This is a genomic window from Ralstonia pickettii (assembly GCF_001699815.1).
Taxonomy (GTDB): Bacteria; Pseudomonadota; Gammaproteobacteria; order Burkholderiales; family Burkholderiaceae; genus Ralstonia; species Ralstonia thomasii.
Window position 1 is genome coordinate 1 of the sequence record NZ_MCGB01000070.1, and the last position, 15,859, is coordinate 15,859.

The window sequence follows — 15,859 nt, forward strand, 5'->3', positions numbered from 1 at the left end:
AGCCGGCGCCCGCCCAGCCGCCGGCCTACGCGCCTCCGCCTGCCGGCGACACCGAACCGCCACGCGCAACGCCCGGCATGGCGAATCCGGCATCCACGTATTGCCTGCAGCGCGGCGGTCAGCTTGAGTTTTCCACGCGCGCCAACGGCGCTGAAGTGGGAACCTGCGTCAGCCCCGGCGGCGACGAATGCGAGGAATGGGCGTTCCTGCGCGGCAGTTGTACGTGGTGAGTGCCGGCAGTCGCCGCAGGTAATGAAAAGGGCCGCAGATGTTGCTGCCCTTCTTGTTTGGGGGATGCGATTGGTTTGGAGAGGCTTACCGCCGCGCCACCACCACCTTGTCGGCAGATTCAGCCACCAGCCGCATCGGCACGCCCGCTTCCTGCAGCTTCTGCCACGTCGTGCGGCGCATGAATGCGTAGGCGGGTGGCCCGTCGGTCCAGCGCTTGATCCATGCGTCCGTGGTGGCAACCACCTTGTTTGGCTCCAGGCCGGCGCCCATTTCCAGCTCGTCAAAGCCCGAGACCAGCGTCATCGGCCGACCGAGGTAGTAGATGGCGGTCTGGTCCAGCCACTCGACTGAGTAGAACGGTGTCTCGGCGGGAATCGGGCCCGTCGCATTCAGCGTCTTTTCGATGACGTCGCGGGCAGACAGCGCGTCGCGGAAGATCTCGCTGGCGTTGAGAATGCGGTCCCAGCAGAACAGGGCGGAGACCGACAGCACGATCACGGCCACTGTGCGCCGCTGCCAGCGCAGCGCCACGAGAGCGGCCAGCGTGCCGGCAGCCAGCATGGCCATCACCTCGCGCAGCGCCGGCATGGCCAGCGCAACCTGTTCGGCGGGCATCTTGGCGCCGGCCTTGGCGCCGATCATCGGCACGGCAAACCATAGCCCGATGGCGATCAGCAGATTGACGCCCAGCGACCATGCGACCGCGCGGGTCGGCATCTTCTCCAGCGCCAGTGCCAGCACGATCGCCAGCGCGGGGAAGGCCGGCACGATATAGCCCGGCAGCTTCGAGTTCGATGCCGAGAAGAACAGGAAGATCATCCCCGCCCACGCAATCGACCAGCGCATCAGGTCAAACTGCCGCGTGCCGACAAACAGATCGGCCGCGCGACCCACCCGACGTCCGATGGCTGCAAACAGCAGCGGCGTCCACGGCAGCAGCCCCGCCGCGCCCACCGCGATGAAGTACCACCACTTGCCGCTGCGATGGTGCTCGTTAGTCAGGAAGCGCTGGAAATGCTCGTGGATGAAGAAGAAGTTGAAGAACTCCGGGTTGCGCTGCTGCACGATCACGAACCACGGCACCGTGGCGATCAGGTACAGCGCAAGGCCCGGGAGCCAATGCATGCGGCGGATCAGCGCCCAGTCGCGCGTCATCAGCAGATAGGCCACGCCGATCAGCCCGGGGACGACCAGCCCGATCAATCCTTTGGTGAGCGTCGCGCCCGCCAGCGCCAGCCAGACCACCAGCATCCACGCGAGCCGCCCACCACGGGATGCACCGGGCCGCTGCGCGAGCGCAAAACCGCACGCACCGACGGTCAGGAAGAAGCCCACGCCCATGTCGAGCGTGATGACCTGCCCGAATAGCAGATACAGCAGCGACGAGGCGAGAATCGCTGCGCCGGTTGCCGCCGCCCGCCCACCGCGATAGGCCGCCAGCGTCCAGGCCGTCATCAGGATGCCGCCCAGGCCGAACAGCACCGGCCACAGGCGCGCTCCCCAGGCGCTGACGCCGAATGCCTGGAACGTGGCAGCCGTCGTCCAATACTGCAGGGGCGGCTTCTCGAAATATTTGAGATCGTTCAGGCGCGGCGTCACCCAGTCGCCGGAGACCACCATCTCGCGCGGGATCTCCGCATAGCGGCCTTCATCGGGTCGGAACAGGGTGGAGCGCTGGAACAGGTCGTCCGTCCACAGCGCGAGAAACACGCCGATGAGAGCGACAACGATCAGCGCCATCCATGGCGAGCGGCGGGCAGAGACTAGGCGGGATTCCATGCGGGGGCGGCGATAGCGAGCACGGTCGGAAAGGCTTGGATTCTAGTCGATGCAGGGTTAGCGGATGGTTAGCCTGGCCAAATGTCTTGCCCCTGACCTGTAGCGCGTATGAACAAAGCCCAGCTCGACAACGATTACGCCATCCACATTGCCAAGCATTGCCCGACGGCGACGATCTTCATCCCGTGCGTCAATGGTCTGAGCCACAACGAAGCCGAAGATGCGCGGCGCCGATGTGCTGCTGCATGCCATGCTGGCTCGGTGACAGAGCGCGGGATGGCGCTTTGCCCGACCCGTCAGTAGGGTCGAATCGTTGCAACTTGTTGCGGTAGCATTGCGCTTGCCGGCGATCCTGCCGGTTCAGTACGTCTTCAGGGCGGGGTGAAATTCCCCACCGGCGGTATGCGGACCGTGTGTCCGTGAGCCCGCGAGCGCCTTGCATGCGCCTGCATGCAGGGGTCAGCAGATCCGGTGAAATGCCGGGGCCGACGGTCAGAGTCCGGATGGAAGAAGATGTGCGGAACAACACGCTCGTGCTACAGGAGCACGCCTGGCTTTGTGCCGGGCTGCGCCGCTGCATGGCTCGCGCGTGTTTGTCTGCTTGCCCTGGAACGTCTTGTCGCCAATCTTGCGAGGAGCGTTTCCATGTTGTCCACTCAGCAATCCCCTGCAGTTCACCCGCCCGCATTGCTTGCCGCGAATGTGGCCTTTGATGCCATCGAAGCCCGCTTCGATCCGGCCGACATGCCTGCGCGCATGGCCGCCGCGCTCGATGCAGTTCGGCTTGGCGTGCCCGTTGTCGTGCTCGACGATGCCGATCGCGAAAACGAGGTTGACCTCATCGTCGCCGCCGACAAGCTCACGCAGGCCAGCATGGCCATGCTGATTCGGGAATGCAGCGGCATCGTCTGCCTGTGCCTGACGGCGGAGAAGAGCGCGTCGCTCGGCTTGCGTCCGATGGTGGAAGACAACCGCAGCCAGTACGGCACGGCGTTCACGGTGTCGATCGAAGCCCGCACCGGCGTGAGCACCGGCGTATCGGCGGCGGACCGTATCACGACAATCCGCGCGGCCATCGCGCCGGATGCCGATACGCAATCGGTTGTCAGCCCGGGGCACGTATTCCCGCTGGTGGCAAAGGAGGGTGGCGTGCTCACGCGCCGCGGTCACACCGAAGGCTCGGTCGACCTGGCACGTCTGGCAGGCTTGCCGCCGGCCGCAGTGCTATGCGAATTGATGCTGCCCGACGGCACCATGGCGCGCCGTGACGACGCGGTGCGCTTCGCCGATCAGCACAACCTGCCGGTGCTGACCATTGAAGATATCGTTCAATATCGGGAGCAGATGGAGCGCGCGGTCAGCTTTGTCTGACGACCAGCCGGCCGCGCGAGAGAGGTGACGCTGATTACCGCTTGAGCGCGGCTGCTTCCTTGGCGAGCGCCGTGATGCCTGCCCAGTCGCCGGCAGCGACCTTGTCCTTGGGCACCATCCATGAGCCGCCCACACACACCACGTTGGGCAGCGCGAGGTAGTCGGGCGCGCTTTGCGGCGTGATGCCGCCGGTCGGGCAGAAACGCACATCGCCGAACGGCCCGTAGATCGACTTGAGCATCGGGATGCCGCCAGCCGCTTCGGCCGGGAAGAACTTGAGCGTCGTCAGGCCGAACTCCAGCGCCAGGATCAGCTCGGACGGCGTGGCGATGCCGGGCAGCCAGTCCAGTTCAGTCTTCCCCTGTGCCGCGGCCAGCATGGGCGTAATGCCCGGCGATACCGCAAACACCGCACCGGCATCCTTCGCCTGCTGGAAATGCTCCGGCCGCGTGAGCGTGCCGGCACCGACGATGGCGTCGCTGCCCAGGTCCTTCACCACGGCCCGGATCACGTCCAGCGCTACCGGCGTGCGCATCGTGATCTCGAACGTGCGGATACCGCCCTCGTACAGCGCGCGGCACACCTTGACGCCTTCATCGACAGATTGGAACTGCAGCACCGGGATGACCGGGCCGGCCTTGACGACGGAATCGATACCCACAACGTTCTCCTAGATCAACATCAACGGAACAAGCTTAAACGACGGTCGCCAGCGCCAGCGTGAGCAGCAGCGCGACGATCGAGATGATGGTTTCCAGCACCGTCCACGTCTTGAAGGTCTGCGGCACGGTCAGGTTGAAGTACTCCTTCACCAGCCAGAAGCCACCGTCGTTCACGTGCGACAGGATCAGCGACCCCGCGCCGGTGGCCAGCACCATCAGCTCCGGCTTGACGGCGGCGCCCGAGGCGGCGGCGATCGGGGCGACGATACCGCAGGCGGTCGTCATGGCCACCGTGGCCGAACCCGTAGCGATACGGATCAGCACGGCCACCACCCAGCCCAGCAGCAGCGGCGACAGATGTGCATCGGTGGCGACGGCCACGATGGCCTTCGACACGCCCGAATCACGCAGGATCTGGCCGAAGCCGCCGCCCGCACCCACCACCAGCGTGATCGTGGCGATCGGTGCCAGACACTCGTTGGTGAACTTGAGGATGGTCTCGCGGTTGAAGCCGCGTGCCTTGCCGAACGTGTAGAAGCTCACGATGGCGGCAATCAGCAGGGCCATCACGGAGTTGCCGGCCAGCTTCAGGATGTCGTTTGCCAGCGTCTTGGGCGCGACGATCAGGTCGGCCCAGCTGCCGATCAGCATCAGCACCACCGGCAGCAGGATCGTGAACAGCGTCACGCCAAAGCCCGGCAGCTCGCGCTTCTGGTCGGCTTCAACAAATTGGGCGGCCAGCGGGTTGTTTTCGTCCGGCTTGACGTAGCGCGAGACCAGCATCGCCCACAGCGGACCGGCCAGGATGGCAGTCGGCAGGCCGACGATCAGCGCATACATGATCGTCTTGCCGATGTCGGCCTGGTAAGCCGTCACGGCCAGCAGCGCGGCCGGGTGCGGGGGGATCAGGCCATGCACCACCGACAGACCGGCCACCATTGGCAGGCCCACCAGCAGGATCGGCGTACCCGTGCGCTTGGCCACGTTGAACGCAATCGGGATCAGCAGCACAAAGCCGACTTCAAAGAAGACCGGCAAGCCGATGATGAACGCCACGACCATCATGGCCCAGTGCGCGTTCTTCTCGCCAAAGGCACTGATGAGCGTTTTGGCGATGCGCTCGGCACCCCCTGATTCCGCCATCATCTTGCCGAGCATCGTCCCGAGGCCCACCACAAGGGCGATGTGGCCGAGCGTGTTGCCCACCCCGGTTTCGAACGCCTTGACGATGTTGCCCATCGGCATGCCAACTACCACGCCCAGCACAAGCGAGACGACGATCAGCGTGACGAACGGGTTCAGTTTCTGGACAGCAATCAGGTAAATCAGTGCGACCACCGCTAGCGCGGCGGTCAGCAATAGCGAGTTGCCTTGCATCGGGACCATCGGGTTTCCTCCTCAGGGATATTCACGGCTCTTGTTGTCTGGGCGCCCCGTCGTGCAGGGCGCCTTTACGAAAATGCGGATTACGGCTTCTTGTACGCCACGCAATCGACTTCAACCTTGCAGTCGATGACCATGCTCGACACCACGCAGGCGCGCGCGGGCGGGTTGGCACCGAAGTACTCCTTGAACACCTTGTTGAACGACTGGAAGTCGCGCGGGTCATCCAGCCACACGCCACAGCGCACGACGTGCTCGGGCCCGTAGCCCGCTTCGGCCAGGATGGCGAGCACGTTCTTGATGGTCTGGTGCGATTGCTCGACGATGCCGTTGCCGACCACCTCGCCGTTCACCATGGGCGTCTGGCCCGAAACGAACAGCCAGCCGTCTGCGCCGGCTGCGCGGGCAAAGGGGAGGTGCTGGCCACCGGTGCCGGTGCCGCCTTCAACGCCAATTCGGGTAATCGTCATCGCTACGTTCCTTCTTTCAAACTTGCAAACAAAACTTGGATTCAGTGAGTTTCCGCGGTCACAGCTGCGTGCGCACGGGGCCCACGCTTGAGGAAGCGGCCCGCCCGATGCGGCTGCACCGCGCCGTCCTGATATGACAGATGGCCGTTGACCCACACCGCCGCAATGCCCGCCGCCGGTTGCTGCGGGTCGGTAAAGGTGGCGACATCGCGCACCGTTTCGGGGTCGAACAGCACGAGATCGGCCCAGTAGCCTTCACGCACCAGGCCGCGTTCGGTCAGGCCGAAACGCTCGGCGGACTGGCCTGTCATCTTGCGGATGGCGGCTGCGAGCGAGAGCAGCTTGCGCTCCCGGCTGTAGTAGCCGAGCACGCGCGGGAAGGCGCCCCACAGGCGCGGATGCGGCTTCGGATCGTTCGGCAGGCCATCGGAGCCGATGACGGTGGCGGGGTGGGTGATGATGCGGTCCAGATCCTGCGCGGACATGTTGTGGTACACGGCGCCGGCCGGCTGCAGGCGGCGCGCGGCGTCCACCAGGTCGGTGCCCCACGCGGCCGCAATCTCCTTGAGCGTCTGCCCGGCCATGCTGGGTTCGGGCTCCGACCATGTGATGAAGATGTCGAATTCGTCCGTCACCTGCTTGAGGTCCAGCGTGGACGAGCTTGCGGTGTACGGATAGCAGTCGCAACCCACCGGCTGATAGCACTGTGCACCTTCGATGGATTCCAGCACCTCGCCCGCGCGGCCCCAATTGGCAGCGCCTGCGCATTTCAGGTGTGAGATCACCACCGGCACGCGCGCATGTTTGCCGACGCGGTACGCCTCGTCCATCGCATCGAGAATCGCCGCAAATTCGGTGCGCAGATGCGTCGTGTAGATCGCGCCAGCTTCGGCCAGCGGCTCCGCCAGGCCCATCACTTCTTCGGTGGTCGACGCAAAGGCGTTGGCGTAGGCCAGGCCTGTCGACAGGCCGAGCGCGCCGTGGTCGAGCGCCTCGCGCAACTGTGCGCGCATGCCTTCAACCTCGCCAGCGGTGGCGGGGCGGTCGAGGCGGTCCAGATGGTTATTGCGCAGTGCCGTGTGCCCGACCAGCGCGGCAACGTTCACAGCGGGTTGCGCGCGCTCGACGGCGTCCACGTACGATGCGAAGGTCGGGTACGCAAACGCGCTGGTAGGCCCCAGCAGGTTCATCGGATCGGGCGGCTCGCCCTTGAGCGTGGCCGGCGACGCGCTGATACCGCAGTTTCCGACGATGACCGTCGTAATGCCCTGTGACACCTTGCACAGCATGTCGGGCGTGCGGATCACGTTGGTGTCGTCGTGCGTGTGCACGTCGATGAAGCCGGGGGCGAGGACGCGGCCTTCGCCAGCGATTTCCTCATCGCCCAGCCAGGCGGTGGAGTCCGATGTGGCGATGGCGGCGATGCGGCCGTCGGTGATGGCGACGTCGAACAGCGTGGCCTCGGGGTCGTGGCCGCTGCCGTCCACAATGCGGACCTGACGGATGACGGTGTCGTACTGCTGCATGTCAATCTCCGAGCGGCTGACGATTGCCGCCGCCGCGATGCGCATCGAGCACGTACTTGATGCGCCGTAACAGTTCCTTGCTGCGATCGGCTTGCTGCAGTGCGACTTCGGTGGCCAGCAAGTCGATCATCATCATCATGGCGTAGCGCGATGACGACGGCTTGAAGATGAAATCGGTTTCCATGGCCTGGATCGGCAGCAAGACATCGGCCAGCGCCGCCAGCGGCGAGCCGATGGCCGTGATGGCGACGATCCTGGCGCCGTACTCGCGCGCGATGGTCACGCTGTCGATGACCTCCGGCACGTGGCCGGTCACGGAAAACACGACCACCACATCGTCCGGGCTGAGCGTGGCCGCGACCATCCGCTGCAGCATCGAATCATGATAGGTGGTGACCGGCCGTCCCAGGCGGGCCAGCCGGTAGCGCATTTCGTCGGCCATGGTGGTCGAGCCACCGCCCATGCCGAACACGGCAATCATGCGCGCCGCCACCAGTGCGACGGCCGCGGCGCGGAATGCCTCCGGCTGCACCAGGGCGCGGTTGGCTTCCAGCACGTTGCTGATGTCGGCCAGGATGCCGTCTGCGCTGGACGGCGGGCGGTCCGCGCCGCCATCCAGAAAGCGCTGGCCGACTGCGGCTGCCTGCGCTAGCTTGAGCTTGAGTTCGCGCACGTCACGGCAGCCCATCGCCTTGGCAAAACGGGTGACGCTAGCCTCACTCACGCCGGCGCGTTCGGCAAGCGTCTGGATGCTGCCGGCGGCGGCCTCCGCGATGTCGCTCAGGACGGTCTGCGCGACCTTCTGCTCGGCGGGGCGCAGTTCAGCGGCACGCTGGGAGAGTCGGGTCACGATGTCCATCGGTTCACGCATGGGGTCGGGCTTAGGGTCTCGCATTCTGGCCCCCGGTAGTCGTCCGGATAGCGGCTTTGAGAGTGTTTTGGTACTTTGTAACAGGCTGGCCCGGAGAATAGTTTCGCCACTATCATTGTGTCAACCCGATGTTTACCCCCAAAGGAACACGAGTCGATTCCCATGAGTGATACAAAGTACCAAGGAGACGCCAACGCTGTCGTCAACCCGCTCGACAAGGGCTTGGGTGCGTTGGAAGCCGCATGCGCGCCGGAGCAGATCGCTGCCCAGCGCTGGAATGTATTGAACGAAGACCTGAACCTGCCCGCAGCGGTGCTCTCGCAATCCCGCGTGGAGCACAACCTGGCGTGGATGCAGCGCTTCGTGAGCGAATACGGCGCCAAACTCGCGCCGCATGGCAAGACGACGATGGCGCCGCGCCTGTTCCAACGTCAGTTGGCCGGCGGTGCGTGGGGCATCACACTGGCAACGGCGCACCAGACGCGCATTGCGTACGCCCACGGCGTGCGTCGCGTGCTGATGGCCAACCAGCTGGTGGGCAAGCGCAACATGGCGATCCTCGCCGAGTTGCTGGCCGATCCGACGTTCGAATTCTTCTGCCTGGTGGATGCGGCGGATCAGGTCGATCAGCTTGCTGCCTTCTTCGGTAAGACGGGGCGCCCGATCCAGGTGTTGATCGAACTGGGCGTGCAGGGCGGCCGCACGGGCGTGCGCGACGATGCGCAACTGCAATCGGTGCTCGATGCGCTCACGCGTGCCAATGGCGCCGTCAAACTCGCGGGCGTCGAAGTCTATGAAGGCGTGATCAAGGAAGAAGCGGATATCCGCACCTTCCTGCAGCGCGCCGTGAAGGTGATGGGTGATCTGGCAAAGGGCGGGCGCCTGCAACGCACGCCGGCCGTGCTGACCGGTGCCGGTTCGGCTTGGTACGACGTCGTGGCCGAAGAGTTCGCCAAGGCCAATATCGGCCAGCCGTTGGATGTGGTGCTGCGCCCGGGCTGCTACCTGACGCACGACGTGGGCATCTACCGCGCGGCGCAGACCCGTATCGACGCCAACAACCCGATTGCGCACAAGATGCGTTCGAGCCTGCTGCCTGCGCTCCAGCTTTGGGCCTATGTGCAATCCGTGCCGGAGGCTGAGCGCGCCATCATCGCAATGGGCAAGCGTGACGCCGCATTCGACGCGGGTCTGCCACTGCCAGTGCTGCATTTCCGCCCAGGTGACAAGACGCCGTCAGCCACGCCGGCGCACTGGGAAGTCACCGGCATGATGGATCAGCATGCCTACCTGAAGATCGCCCCCGGCGACGACATCAAGGTCGGCGACATGATCGCCTTCGACATCTCGCACCCGTGCCTCACCTTCGACAAGTGGCGCCAGATTTCTGTCGTTGACGACGCCTACAACGTGGTCGACGTTGTGCAGACCTACTTCTGAGCGGGGCCGCCCATGGCAGACATCCTCGCCTACGGCGAAGCGTTGATCGAATTCAACCAGGCGGATTCCGGCAGCACGTCGTGGAATTTCGGCTTCGGCGGCGATACGTCGAACTTCTGCATTGCCGCGGCACGGCAGGGCGCACGCACGGGCTACATCAGCGCGGTGGGCGCCGACCGCTTCGGCCAGGCGCTGCGCGGGCTGTGGCAGGACGAAGGCGTGGACCACACCTACGTGCACACCGACACGCAGGCGCCAACGGGCCTGTACTTCGTTTCGCACGATGCGCGTGGTCACCACTTTGACTACCTGCGCGCGGGCTCCGCAGCGAGCCGCTTCCAGACGGCGCAGTTGCCGTTGCAGGCGATAGCGGCGGCCAAGGCGTTTCACCTGTCGGGGATCAGCCTGGCGATCAGCGATACCGCATGCGACGCCGGTTTGGCGGCGATGGCCCATGCGCGGGCGGCGGGTGTGCTCGTCTCGTTCGACACCAACCTGCGCTTGCGCCTGTGGCCGCTGGCGCGTGCCCGCGCCGTGATGCAGGAAGCGATGCGAACGTGCGATCTGTGCCTGCCGAGTTGGGATGACGTGACGGTGTTGCTCGACTGCCATGACCATGACGGCATTGTCGATACGCTGCTCGGCTGGGGCGTGAAGCTGGTGGCGCTCAAGATGGGCGCGGAAGGTTGCTATGTGGCCACACCGGAGTCCCGTACGCTGGTGCCGCGTCATACGGTCAATGCTGTCGATGCGACCGGCGCGGGGGATTGTTTTGGTGGTGCGTTTGTGGCGCGGATTGTTGCCGGAGATTCGCCGGTAGAGGCGGCGCGGTATGCCAATGTGGCGGCTGCGATTTCTACAACGGGGTATAGCGCTGTGGCGCCGATTCCGCGGGCGGAGGTGGTGCGGGCGGCGTTGGGTCAAGTTCAGGCTGATTAGGCGCTGTTGGTATGTCCCTTATTTCATCCCCTGCCGGGGCTGACTCACTTTCTTTGTCTTGCCAAAGAAAGTAAGCAAAGAAAGGCGCGCCCGAGATGGCGACCCCCTCCTTGAATTTATGTCGCAGAGAGGGAGCGCAGGCAACTCGCTTCGCTCAAACAGGCCTGCGCCCTTTCTCCTCTCTGCAACAGAAATTCAAGGCGCCATCTAGGGCAGGGTACGGCCAAACCGTCGTGTGCCTGTGTTGGTGCCCAGTTGTGTTCTTGTTGGGTAAAGAAAAACGCCACCGCGTATTTGCGGTGGCGTTTTTTCTTGCGCATCGTGTGCTTACTTCCCCGGCACCAGATGCACGCGCGACTCGGTCGCCGCTTCCACCGCCTTGCGCGAATACAGCAGCGGGAAGTACTTGCCCTTGAGCCACAGCGGTGCCAGGTCGCGGTAGTGCGGGCTGTCGGGGTTGCCGGACTGGCCGGGCAGGTTGACGGCGCGCGAGTTGTCCCACTTGCCGACGTCCACCACCGTGCGGAACGAGGGGCCGTTCGTCTGCAGGAAATCGCTCGCGCGATACGTGGATTGATTCGGCGTGTAGGGGCTGCCGCCTTCGGGGGTGGGGCCGACGTTGAGCTTGGCGCGCGTTGCCTCGTCGACGATGGCGGTGAACGGATGGGCGTTCAGGTTGTGATGCAGCTGGCCCCAGTTCCACGCTTGCGGGTTCGGGCCCTGGCGCTTGACCATGTCGGTCCACGCATTCTTCAGGCTGTCGAGCAGCACGGCATCGCGTTTGGCGGCGGCTTGCTGCGGGTCTTCGCCGAACTTGCGATCGCTGCCTTGCGGGTGCTCCAGCGTGTCGAGCATGACGTCGGTGTCGGGCGCGGCCATTGCTTCGGCGCTGGCCTTGGAAAGCACGGCGTTCTTGAATGCGCGGCCCAGGTGATGCGTGAACCAGACCTCATGCAGCGCGGCTTGCGGAGAATCCGCCAGCATGGTCGCGTTCCAGCCCTTGAACAGATTGAGCGCAGCCTGCGTGTCGGCGTCGTCGGACGACAGCGGCGCCAGCAGGGCCGTCAGCCTGCGCGCCGGGATCGACACCATGTCGTTCTGCAGGCGCATCGAATCTTCGATCGACACTTTGTCCAGCTTGGACAGCACTTCGTCAATGCGTACGTGGCGCGAGCCGTTGGTCCACTCAAAGCCGAGTTTGCGTTCGCGGTACGGGTAATCCGCCGGCAGGTTCATCTCGTTGGACGAGGTGAAATAGCCGGACTTCGGGTTGTAGCTGCTGGGCAGTTGGTCGCCGCGCCAGAAGCCGGCCCATTCATAGCGGCCGTCCCCGGGCACTGGCAGCAGGCCGTCCCAGTTCGGGCGGATCGGGGCGAGGCCGCCCGGCACCCAGCCGATGTTGCCCTTCGTGTCTGCGTAGACCTGGTTTTCCGTAGGCGCACCCCAGTTCATCATGGACTGCCTGAACTGCGCGAACGTGCGTGCGCGCATGTAGCCGACCGAGCCGAAATAGGGTGACATGCCCGGCGACAGCCACGCGGAGCGCACGGCATACGCGCGGTGCTTCTCGGCATCGATGTAGATGACGGGGCCGTGGCGCGTGAAGGTCAGGTCGACGGGGCGGGATTCACCGCCGCGCACCTTCACGGTTTCGTGCAGCACGATGAAGGGCTCCCAGCCGCCGTTGTAGCGGTACTCGCCGTTGTTGGCCGGGTTCAGTTCGTAGACGTACAGGTCTTCTTGGTCGATGTTGAAGATGGTCAGGCCAAACGCCACGTGCCCGTTGTGCCCGATCGACACGGCCGGCAGCGAGGGCTCGCCGGCGCCGATGATGTCGAGCGTGGGCGTGCTGACATGGGCGATGTAGCGCAGGCTGGGTGCCGAATACGCGCGGTGCGGGTCGTTGGCCATCACGGCGCGGCCGGTGGTGGATTTGCCCGGCGCGATCACCCAGTTGTTGCTGCCCTCCATGGTCTCTTCAAGGTTGGCAGCGGCTGCCACGCGCGTGCTGTCGACGTCTACGCCCTTGAGGGATTCGGGCGTGAGGCGCGCGCCCTGCGTGGCAAGCGTGAAGACCCTCAGCAGATCCTTCGGCAGGCATGGGTCCAGGCCTTCGGGCAACTGGGTTTGCCAAGCGGGCTGCAGGCGGAAGCGGACGGTGTCGTCGGAAAGGTTGGCCTTGCAGGCCACGTTGGCACGTGCAACTTCCGATTGCAGATTGCGCGTCAGGCCGTGGCTGCGGATGCGCACCACGTCTTCCGGTGCCCAATGCGCGGGCGCGTAGTTGAGCTTGCGGAACTCGAACGGCATCTGCTCCGGATGCTTAGCCAGCCAGTCGACATACGCGTTGATGCCGGCCACGAAGCGCGTGGCAATGCGCTGCGCATCGGGGCTGTAGTGGTTCCATTCGACCTGCATGTCACCGCGATAGAGGAACAGCCGCGTGGCGCGATCCTGTTCCACATAGGCCGGGCCGAACACTTCCGAAAGCTGACCCAGGCCCCGGCGGCGCCACAGGTCGATCTGGAACAGGCGGTCTCGCGCGGCGTTGAAGCCTTGCGCGAAAAAGCCGTCGTCTTCGCTCCTGGCATAGATGTGCGGCACGCCCCAGCGGTCGATCAGGATGTCGGCGGGCTTTGACAGGCCGGGCACGGCGATGGTCTGGGCGGCAGCTGTGTGCGCATCCTTGGCAACGGCCTGCGCGGAAAACCCGAGTGCAACGGCAGACAGCAGAATGGAAAGCGAACGGATAGGCATGGCGATGCAGTCTCCTCTCTGAGCCCGGAATGCCAGCGCAGCCCAGATGGGCAACTAGGTTCAGGCGTTCTTATGGATGCAGCAGACAACCGCGAGCGCGGCTGATGGGAAGGGCAAGCTAGCCGATCGTGTGAGCGGGTGCTGGCAACAGCTAGGGGAGAGATGCCCACCGATCGGCACAGGCCTATGAGTATGCGGATGCGCCGCCACTTGCGCCAATGACTTTTGTTCAGTCAACCATTCCGTCACGGCATGGTTGCCGATGTGTCACACCAGCGTTTCAGGCCCGGTCTTGCGATGCACATTGGCGGCCAGCACGTGGCCCAGTTCGCCCGGGAAAATCGGCTTGGTGATGACGGATTGGTACCCGGCCTCCTTCGCCGCCTTCAGGCGGATCGGGTCGGCAAATGCCGTCACTGCGATGGCGGGCAGGTCGGTCCAACCGCGTTCGCGCACGGCCCGCACTAACTGCATGCCGTCCATGCCCGGCATGGCGAGGTCGCTGACCAGCGCATCGAACGGGTAGGCGTTGGCGACTGCATGTTCCAGCGCATCGAGTGCGGCCGCCCCGCTGGATACGGTGACAACGTCGGCCCCGTAGCGCTCGAGCATCAGCGCGATCACGCCGAGCGACTCGGGGTTGTCATCCACTGCCAGCACGCGGATGCCGTCCAGTGTCGGCACGCCCGTCCCCGCGACGAGGCCCGGCGTGCGGTTGGCCTGTTCGCCCGGCTGCGCGGCATGCAGCGGCAACGACACGGCCATGGTGGTGCCACGGTCCGCACCGCTGCTGGCTGCCGTGATGCGGCCGTGGTGCAGTTCGACGAGTTGTTTGGCAATCGCCAACCCCAGCCCGAGCCCGCCGTGCCGACGCGTGCTGGACAGGTCCGCCTGCTGGAACCGATCAAAAATATGCGGCAGGAAGGTGGGCTCGATGCCGATGCCGGTGTCGCGCACGGTGGCGACCACGCCTTCGGGCGCCGGATGCACCGAGAGCCGGATGTGGCCGCCCTCGGGCGTGAACTTGACGGCATTGGCCAGCAGGTTCCAGAACACCTGCTTCAGGCGCCCGGCATCGCCTTGCAGCATCGGCACGGGCAGGAATTCGGTCTCGATGGTGATGTTCTTCTGGCGCGCCATCGGCTCGATGGTCTCGCGCGCGCGTTCCAGCACGTCGGCCAGATCTACGGGGCCAATCTCCAGTGGAACCTTGCCCGAAAGGATGGCCGACATGTCGAGCAGGTCGTCGATGAGGTGGACCTGCGTGCGGGCGCTGCGCTCGATGGCTTCAATGCCGCGCTTGAACATCGCTTCGTCGTACGCGCGCATGTTCAGCAATTGCGCCCAGCCCAGCACCGCATTGAGCGGCGTGCGCAGCTCGTGGCTGACGGTCGCCAGGAAGTCGTCTTTCAGGCGGCTGGCGCGCTCGGCCTCTTCGCGGGCGCGGGATTCGGCTTCGAGCAACTGCGTGCGGCGGGCCTCGGCCTGGCGGCGTTCGCTGATGTCGATCACGGCGTTCGTCAGGCCGATGATCTCGCCGGTGTCGTCGCGCAGCGGCATGACCACCACGTCGTAGACCACGCGCTGCGTGTGGCGCCGCCGGAACGCGAACTCCACGCGCGTAGGCGTGCCCGTTGCGATGACGCGCTGGCCGGCTTCGGTCAGGCGCGATGCAGCGCGGCGGCCGAACACTTCGCGCACCGTCCGTCCCAGCAACTGCTCGGGCTGCAGGCCGAACACGGGGTTGTGCACCCACGTGAAGTGCATCGTGTTGTCGACGTCGTAGAGCGAAATGGGCGAAGCCTGCAGCGCGGCCAGCAGGCGTTGCTGCGACAGGCGTTGCTGGGTTTCGGCCCGCGCGCGCCGTTCAGCCCCGGCGCGGGCACGACGCAACTGCTCGCACAAGGCGCAGATAAGCAGTGCGCCCACCCCAAACACCGTCATCTGGATCGGCGTGAGCGGCACAGCGGCAGGCCAGCTTTGCAGTGCAGCCAATGCGATGAACAGCCCCGCATAGCAGACGATGGCCAGCATCCCCGGCCAGAAGCCGCCATACCACGCGGCAATTGTTACCACCGGAAAGGCCAGGTAGAACGGCAAATGGATGCCCATTGCCGATTCGAGCAGCAACCGCCCAATCGTGCCGACGGCGGCCGCACCCATCGCCACCAGCCATGCCGATGGACGAATGGCCGGGGCATCGTTGAACCCGCTCTTGCTGAAGGGCCCAGGGTCCGGCAACCGGGCAGGGTCAGCAGCGCGCGCGTCCGACGGGCGGGAAGATGAGGGCAGGATGGACGTCACAGTCGGGCGCAATACCGGGCGGAGAATAAAGCAGCCAAAGGTGCCTCAGGATACGAATTGGCCGCCACCGATGCCATCGGGGTTTCGCTGACATGCTTGCAAGACAGCGCCCGATTCTTGCTCAGG

Annotated in this window: 12 protein-coding genes, 1 pseudogene and 1 riboswitch; of the genes and pseudogenes, 5 read left to right on the forward strand and 8 right to left on the reverse strand. The window is 65.1% G+C overall.

All coding sequences use genetic code 11. From position 1 onward, the window contains the following. Nucleotides 1-230 (forward strand): putative hemolysin (locus BEK68_RS13905; RefSeq protein WP_139111353.1); only part of this gene is annotated, 230 nt, incomplete at its 5' end. 85 nt (nt 231-315) lie between these two features. Here BEK68_RS13905 and BEK68_RS13910 read toward each other — a convergent pair. Next, the gene (locus BEK68_RS13910; RefSeq protein WP_015855708.1) at nt 316-1,971 is read right to left on the reverse strand and encodes an ArnT family glycosyltransferase; all 1,656 of its coding nucleotides are present in this window, start codon (nt 1,969-1,971) and stop codon (nt 316-318) included. A gap of 177 nt (nt 1,972-2,148) precedes the next feature. Here BEK68_RS13910 and BEK68_RS25510 point away from each other — a divergent pair. Then, nucleotides 2,149-2,275 (forward strand): annotated as a pseudogene (locus BEK68_RS25510) (Zn-dependent hydrolase); the annotation flags it as partial. A gap of 98 nt (nt 2,276-2,373) precedes the next feature. Then, nucleotides 2,374-2,529: riboswitch (FMN riboswitch) on the forward strand. Nucleotides 2,530-2,655: 126 nt separating this feature from the next. After that, a complete protein-coding gene (gene ribB / locus BEK68_RS13920; RefSeq protein WP_012430254.1) occupies nt 2,656-3,381 on the forward strand; it encodes a 3,4-dihydroxy-2-butanone-4-phosphate synthase in 726 nt (241 codons plus the stop codon). Nucleotides 3,382-3,415: 34 nt separating this feature from the next. On the opposite strand, the gene BEK68_RS13925 is transcribed toward ribB, so the two are convergent. The 5 genes from BEK68_RS13925 to BEK68_RS13945 all read right to left on the reverse strand — a co-directional run bounded on the left by BEK68_RS13925 (nt 3,416) and on the right by BEK68_RS13945 (nt 8,293). Beyond that, complete coding sequence (locus tag BEK68_RS13925) at nt 3,416-4,042, reverse strand: bifunctional 4-hydroxy-2-oxoglutarate aldolase/2-dehydro-3-deoxy-phosphogluconate aldolase (RefSeq protein WP_004627491.1); 627 nt, start codon at nt 4,040-4,042, stop codon at nt 3,416-3,418. 34 nt (nt 4,043-4,076) lie between these two features. After that, the gene (locus tag BEK68_RS13930; protein ID WP_009240593.1) at nt 4,077-5,429 is read right to left on the reverse strand and encodes a gluconate:H+ symporter; all 1,353 of its coding nucleotides are present in this window, start codon (nt 5,427-5,429) and stop codon (nt 4,077-4,079) included. Nucleotides 5,430-5,509: 80 nt separating this feature from the next. Beyond that, entirely contained in the window at nt 5,510-5,896 is a 387-nt protein-coding gene (locus BEK68_RS13935) for a RidA family protein (RefSeq protein WP_009240594.1), read from the reverse strand. 41 nt (nt 5,897-5,937) lie between these two features. Continuing rightward, nucleotides 5,938-7,422, reverse strand: a complete 1,485-nt coding sequence (locus BEK68_RS13940) for a D-aminoacylase (protein WP_012430255.1) — start codon at nt 7,420-7,422, stop codon at nt 5,938-5,940. A gap of 1 nt (nt 7,423) precedes the next feature. Then, the gene (locus tag BEK68_RS13945) at nt 7,424-8,293 is read right to left on the reverse strand and encodes a MurR/RpiR family transcriptional regulator (RefSeq protein WP_024542574.1); all 870 of its coding nucleotides are present in this window, start codon (nt 8,291-8,293) and stop codon (nt 7,424-7,426) included. Between the two features lie 162 nt (nt 8,294-8,455). Between BEK68_RS13945 and BEK68_RS13950 the strand changes: the two genes are divergently transcribed. Beyond that, a complete protein-coding gene (locus BEK68_RS13950) occupies nt 8,456-9,733 on the forward strand; it encodes an amino acid deaminase (RefSeq protein WP_012430256.1) in 1,278 nt (425 codons plus the stop codon). A gap of 12 nt (nt 9,734-9,745) precedes the next feature. Beyond that, nucleotides 9,746-10,672 carry a sugar kinase gene (locus tag BEK68_RS13955; RefSeq protein ID WP_012430257.1) on the forward strand — a complete coding sequence of 309 codons (927 nt, stop codon included), beginning with the start codon at nt 9,746-9,748 and terminating at the stop codon, nt 10,670-10,672. Between the two features lie 327 nt (nt 10,673-10,999). Here the strand turns inward: BEK68_RS13955 and BEK68_RS13960 are convergent, their stop codons facing one another. Continuing rightward, nucleotides 11,000-13,429 carry a penicillin acylase family protein gene (locus BEK68_RS13960; protein ID WP_012430258.1) on the reverse strand — a complete coding sequence of 810 codons (2,430 nt, stop codon included), beginning with the start codon at nt 13,427-13,429 and terminating at the stop codon, nt 11,000-11,002. 267 nt (nt 13,430-13,696) lie between these two features. Further along, nucleotides 13,697-15,745 carry an ATP-binding protein gene (locus BEK68_RS13965; protein ID WP_024542573.1) on the reverse strand — a complete coding sequence of 683 codons (2,049 nt, stop codon included), beginning with the start codon at nt 15,743-15,745 and terminating at the stop codon, nt 13,697-13,699. Nucleotides 15,746-15,859 lie beyond the last annotated feature (114 nt).

Excerpts from the sequence above, each read along its gene's own strand:
- BEK68_RS13910 (WP_015855708.1), bottom strand. The coding sequence starts at position 1,971 with ATGGCGCTGATCGTTGTCGCTCTCATCGGCGTGTTTCTCGCGCTGTGG.
- ribB (WP_012430254.1), top strand. The coding sequence starts at position 2,656 with ATGTTGTCCACTCAGCAATCCCCTGCAGTTCACCCGCCCGCATTGCTT.
- BEK68_RS13930 (WP_009240593.1), bottom strand. The coding sequence starts at position 5,429 with ATGGTCCCGATGCAAGGCAACTCGCTATTGCTGACCGCCGCGCTAGCG.
- BEK68_RS13935 (WP_009240594.1), bottom strand. The coding sequence starts at position 5,896 with ATGACGATTACCCGAATTGGCGTTGAAGGCGGCACCGGCACCGGTGGC.
- BEK68_RS13940 (WP_012430255.1), bottom strand. The coding sequence starts at position 7,422 with ATGCAGCAGTACGACACCGTCATCCGTCAGGTCCGCATTGTGGACGGC.
- BEK68_RS13945 (WP_024542574.1), bottom strand. The coding sequence starts at position 8,293 with ATGCGTGAACCGATGGACATCGTGACCCGACTCTCCCAGCGTGCCGCT.
- BEK68_RS13950 (WP_012430256.1), top strand. The coding sequence starts at position 8,456 with ATGAGTGATACAAAGTACCAAGGAGACGCCAACGCTGTCGTCAACCCG.
- BEK68_RS13955 (WP_012430257.1), top strand. The coding sequence starts at position 9,746 with ATGGCAGACATCCTCGCCTACGGCGAAGCGTTGATCGAATTCAACCAG.
- BEK68_RS13960 (WP_012430258.1), bottom strand. The coding sequence starts at position 13,429 with ATGCCTATCCGTTCGCTTTCCATTCTGCTGTCTGCCGTTGCACTCGGG.